The organism is Pseudomonas sp. 13B_3.2_Bac1 (assembly GCF_025466205.1).
GTDB classification, from domain to species: Bacteria; Pseudomonadota; Gammaproteobacteria; order Pseudomonadales; family Pseudomonadaceae; genus Aquipseudomonas; species Aquipseudomonas fluorescens_H.
In genome coordinates this window covers 1-4,547 of sequence record NZ_JANLOG010000030.1, presented here as the reverse complement: position 1 = coordinate 4,547, position 4,547 = coordinate 1, and the positions used below count along the sequence as shown (strand labels likewise).

The 4,547-nt window shown below is 60.7% G+C and carries 4 protein-coding genes; all 4 read left to right on the top strand.

Going from position 1 to position 4,547, the window contains the following annotated elements:
* Positions 1-313 precede the first annotated feature (313 nt).
* The 4 genes from panB (at position 314) to pgi (ending at position 4,447) form a co-directional block, all read left to right on the top strand.
* The gene (gene panB, locus NTD85_RS04845; RefSeq protein WP_003228263.1) at positions 314-1,114 is read left to right on the top strand and encodes a 3-methyl-2-oxobutanoate hydroxymethyltransferase; all 801 of its coding nucleotides are present in this window, start codon (positions 314-316) and stop codon (positions 1,112-1,114) included.
* Positions 1,111-1,971, top strand: coding sequence for a pantoate--beta-alanine ligase (gene panC, locus NTD85_RS04840; RefSeq protein WP_262141558.1), 861 nt, complete (start codon positions 1,111-1,113; stop codon positions 1,969-1,971). The genes panB and panC overlap by 4 nt, the downstream gene beginning before the upstream one ends.
* A 200-nt stretch (positions 1,972-2,171) precedes the next feature.
* Positions 2,172-2,552 (top strand): aspartate 1-decarboxylase, encoded by a 381-nt coding sequence (panD, locus tag NTD85_RS04835; RefSeq protein ID WP_003228271.1) that lies wholly within the window; start codon positions 2,172-2,174, stop codon positions 2,550-2,552.
* Positions 2,553-2,782: 230 nt separating this feature from the next.
* Positions 2,783-4,447 carry a glucose-6-phosphate isomerase gene (pgi, locus tag NTD85_RS04830; protein WP_201136565.1) on the top strand — a complete coding sequence of 555 codons (1,665 nt, stop codon included), beginning with the start codon at positions 2,783-2,785 and terminating at the stop codon, positions 4,445-4,447.
* Positions 4,448-4,547 lie beyond the last annotated feature (100 nt).

Here is a 4,547-nt window from a genome sequence, read left to right as displayed (position 1 = left end):
CCCCCCCCGCTCCCACATTGAGTATTCCAAATCTGATTTTTTGTCGGACAAAAAACCCGTCAATCAGGCCCGCCGCACCGCTGAATCGCATCAGTAACGCCGGTAACACTCCCCTCGTAACAATGCGGTAACACACGCAATTGACTTCCGCTTGGCTCCTCACGACTATAGGCGTCCCGCTGCCGCCAACCCGGCACATACGGGCGCAATCCAGGCCTTATAAGCACGACAAAAGACCGTGCGCCTGAGTAGACGAAGAATCACGCGCGTTACTCGCAGTAGTTTCCAGAGCGCCTGAACGAGGATTTTTTACATGCCAGCCATCACCCTGACCACGCTCCAGAGCCTCAAGCAGAAAGGTGAAAAGATCACCATGCTGACCTGCTATGACGCGACCTTCGCCCACGCCTGCAACGAGGCCGGTGTCGAAGTGCTGCTGGTGGGCGACTCCCTCGGCATGGTTCTGCAAGGTCACGACAGCACCCTGCCGGTGACCATCGCAGAAATGGCCTACCACACCGCCTGCGTCAAACGCGGCAACACCGACGCCCTGATCCTGGCCGACCTGCCGTTCATGGCCAACGCCACTATTGAGCAAACCCTGACCAACAGCGCCATGCTGATGCAGGCCGGCGCACACATGATCAAGGTCGAAGGTGCGCTGTGGCTGGCGGAGTCGATCCGCCTGCTGGCCGAACGCGGCGTGCCGGTCTGCGCACACATGGGCCTGACCCCACAGGCCGTGAACATTCTTGGCGGCTATAAAGTGCAGGGCCGCAACGAGAACCAGGCGCGGCAGATGCGTGCCGACGCGATCTCGCTGGAGCAGGCTGGCGCAGCCATGCTGCTGCTCGAATGCGTGCCGAGCGAACTGGCTGCGGAAATCAGCCAGGCCGTGAAGATTCCGGTCATCGGCATCGGCGCCGGTAGCGATACCGACGGCCAGGTACTGGTGCTGCACGACATGCTCGGCCTGTCGATCACCGGCCGCGTGCCGAAATTCGTGAAGAACTTCATGAACGGCCAAGACAGCATCCAGTCAGCATTGAAGGCTTATGTTAATGAAGTCAAAGCCGTCACGTTCCCTGGCATCGAACACGGATTCTCTGCATGAACACCGTTAAAACCGTACGCGAACTGCGCGCCGCCGTGGCCCGCGCCCGCAGTGAAGGCAAGCGCATCGGCTTCGTGCCGACCATGGGCAACCTGCACAGCGGCCATGTCGCGCTGATCACCAAAGCCACCCAGCGCGTGGACTTCGTGGTTGCGAGCATTTTCGTCAACCCGCTGCAATTCGGCGCCGGCGAAGACCTCGACAAGTACCCGCGCACCCTGGCGGCTGATCAGGAAAAGCTGCTGCAAGCCGGCTGCCACTTGCTGTTCGCCCCGACCGTCGAAGAGATGTACCCCGACGGCATGGCCGGGCAGACCCGGGTCAGCGTGCCGCAACTGTCCGAAGGCCTGTGCGGCGCCAGCCGTCCGGGGCACTTCGAGGGCGTGGCGACGGTGGTCAGCAAGCTGTTCAACATGGTTCAGCCGGATCTGGCGATCTTCGGCCAGAAGGACTTCCAGCAGCTGGCGGTGATCCGCGCGCTGGTGCATGACCTGAACATGCCGATCCAGATCATCGGTGAACCGACCGTGCGTGCGGCCGACGGCCTGGCGCTGTCGTCGCGCAACGGTTTCCTCAGCGAAGATCAACGTGCCGTGGCCCCGGTGGTCTATCGCACCCTGAGCGCGATTGCCGAGTCGATCAAGCACGGTGAGCGTGACTACCCGGCGCTGATCGCTACGCAGGTGCAACAGCTGGAAGCCGCCGGCCTGCGTCCGGATTACCTGGAAATCCGCCACGCCCTGACCTTGCGTCCGGCTACGGCAGAGGACCGCGATCTGGTGATTCTGGTGGCCGCGTTCCTCGGCACCACGCGGTTGATCGACAACCTGCACCTGAACCTCGATACCCCGACTTAAAAAACAGCGCAATACCCCCTGTAGGAGCGGGCTTGCTCGCGAATGCGGTGTGTCATTCAGCAGATAGGTTGACTGACACACCGCCTTCGCGAGCAAACCCGCTCCCACATTGGTTTCTGGTGTCCACACAGACCATATTGCCGCCCCCAAAGCCTTCGGGCACACTGCCCGCCGTTTGCTTCCAACCCGGGAAATCCCTCATGCACGCCATCATGCTCAAGGCCAAGTTGCACCGCGCCGAAGTCACTCATGCGGTACTCGATTACGAAGGTTCCTGCGCCATTGATGGCGAGTGGCTGGACTTGTCCGGCATCCGTGAGTACGAGCAGATCCAGATCTATAACGTCGACAATGGCGAGCGCTTCACCACCTACGCGATTCGTGGCGAAGAAGGTTCGCGGATGATTTCGGTCAATGGCGCAGCCGCGCATAAAGCCAAGGTCGGCGACCGCGTGATCATTTGCGCCTACGCCCATTACAGCGAAGCGGAACTGCTCAATTTCAAGCCGCGCATGCTGTACATGGCGCCGGGCAATGAGCTCAGCCACACCAGCAACGCCATTCCGGTTCAGGTGGCCTGAGCCGCTTCGACGCGCCACTCCCCTTCCGTTGGTCGGCTTGTTCCCGGTATTGATGTTAAAAAAGTACAGGGAACAGGTCAGAAGAAGTCAAGACAGATCGCAGCGCGAGGTTTACTGTATTCGCCCTGCGTTGAAAAATCGTGTCGACGCATTTGACCCTCGCCCAAACATGGCGTATCGGTCTGTTCTGTGTTCAAAAGGCCGTTCAAGTAAAAAGGAAAACCGCAGCGATGGCGTACTACCGCACTCCTCATGACGTTACCGCTCTGCCTGCCTGGCAAGCGTTGAAAGATCACCGCCAAGCCATGCAGGATTTCAGCATGCGCGAAGCCTTCAACGCCGATCCGCAGCGCTTCAATCAATTCACGCTCAGCAGCTGCGGACTGTTTCTCGATTATTCGAAGAACCTGATCAACGCCGAGACCCGCAATCTGCTGGTGGGTCTGGCCAATGAAGTCGATCTGAAAGGCGCGATCAAAGCGCTGTTCGACGGCGAAATCGTCAACGCCTCCGAAGGCCGCCCGGCGCTGCACACCGCCCTGCGCCGTCCGGTCGGCGACAAGCTGTCGGTCAACGGCGTCAACGTGATGCCGGAAGTGCACAAGGTGCTGAACCAGATCACGGATCTGGTCGGCCGCATCCACGACGGCCTGTGGCGTGGTTACACCGAGAAGCCGATCACGGACGTGGTCAACATCGGCATTGGTGGTTCGTTCCTCGGCCCGGAGCTGGTCTCCGAAGCGCTGCTGTCCTACGCGCAGAAAGGCGTGCGTTGCCACTATCTGGCGAACATCGACGGCAGTGAGTTCCACGAGCTGACGCAAAAACTGCGCGCCGAAACCACGCTGTTCATCGTTTCGTCGAAGTCTTTCAACACCCTCGAAACCCTGAAGAACGCTCAGGCCGCCCGCGCCTGGTATCTGGCTCAGGGTGGTTCGGAAGCCGAGCTGTATCGGCACTTCATCGCGGTGTCGAGCAACAACGCTGCGGCAGTCGCGTTCGGTATCCGTGAAGAAAACATCTTCCCGATGTGGGACTGGGTCGGCGGTCGTTACTCGCTGTGGTCGGCCATCGGTCTGCCGATTGCCCTGGCCATCGGCATGTCCAACTTCAAGGAACTGCTGTCCGGTGCCTACACCATGGACCAGCATTTCCAGAGCGCACCGTTCGAGCAGAACATGCCGGTGCTGCTGGCCCTGCTCGGCGTGTGGTATGGCAACTTCTGGGGCGCGCAAAGCCACGCGATTCTGCCGTACGACCACTACCTGCGTAACATCACCAAGCACTTGCAACAGCTGGACATGGAATCCAACGGCAAGAGCGTGCGTCAGGACGGCACCCCGGTGTCGACCGATACCGGCCCGGTGATCTGGGGTGGCGTCGGCTGCAACGGTCAGCACGCCTATCACCAGTTGCTGCACCAGGGCACCCAACTGATCCCGGCCGATTTCATCGTGCCGATCGTCAGCTTCAACCCGGTCTCCGATCACCATCAGTGGCTGTACGCCAACTGCCTGTCGCAAAGCCAGGCGCTGATGCTCGGCAAGACCCTGCCGGAAGCCGAGGCCGAACTGCGCGACAAAGGCATGAGCGAAGAACAGGTGCACAAACTCGCACCGCACAAGGTGATCCCGGGCAACCGTCCGAGCAACACCATCGTGGTCGAGCGCATCAGCCCGCGTCGTCTGGGTGCGCTGGTCGCCATGTATGAACACAAAGTGTTCGTGCAGAGCGTGGTCTGGGGCATCAACGCCTTCGACCAGTGGGGCGTGGAACTGGGCAAGGAACTGGGCAAAGGCGTTTACAACCGTCTGGTCGGCAGCGATGAAACCACCGCTGACGATGCTTCTACCCAGGGCCTGATCAACTACTTCCGCGGTCGTCACCGCGGGTGATTTGATGGCGCGGCCCACAGGTTTTGGTTCGCCGGATCCTGTGGGCAAAAAATCCCTTGTAGGAGTGGGGGGGGGGGGGGGGGGGGGGGGGGGGGGGGGG

Bases quoted from the DNA above. Each gene is read 5' to 3' on its own strand.
- panB (WP_003228263.1), top strand. From the start codon at position 314: ATGCCAGCCATCACCCTGACCACGCTCCAGAGCCTCAAGCAGAAAGGT.
- panC (WP_262141558.1), top strand. From the start codon at position 1,111: ATGAACACCGTTAAAACCGTACGCGAACTGCGCGCCGCCGTGGCCCGC.
- panD (WP_003228271.1), top strand. From the start codon at position 2,172: ATGCACGCCATCATGCTCAAGGCCAAGTTGCACCGCGCCGAAGTCACT.
- pgi (WP_201136565.1), top strand. From the start codon at position 2,783: ATGGCGTACTACCGCACTCCTCATGACGTTACCGCTCTGCCTGCCTGG.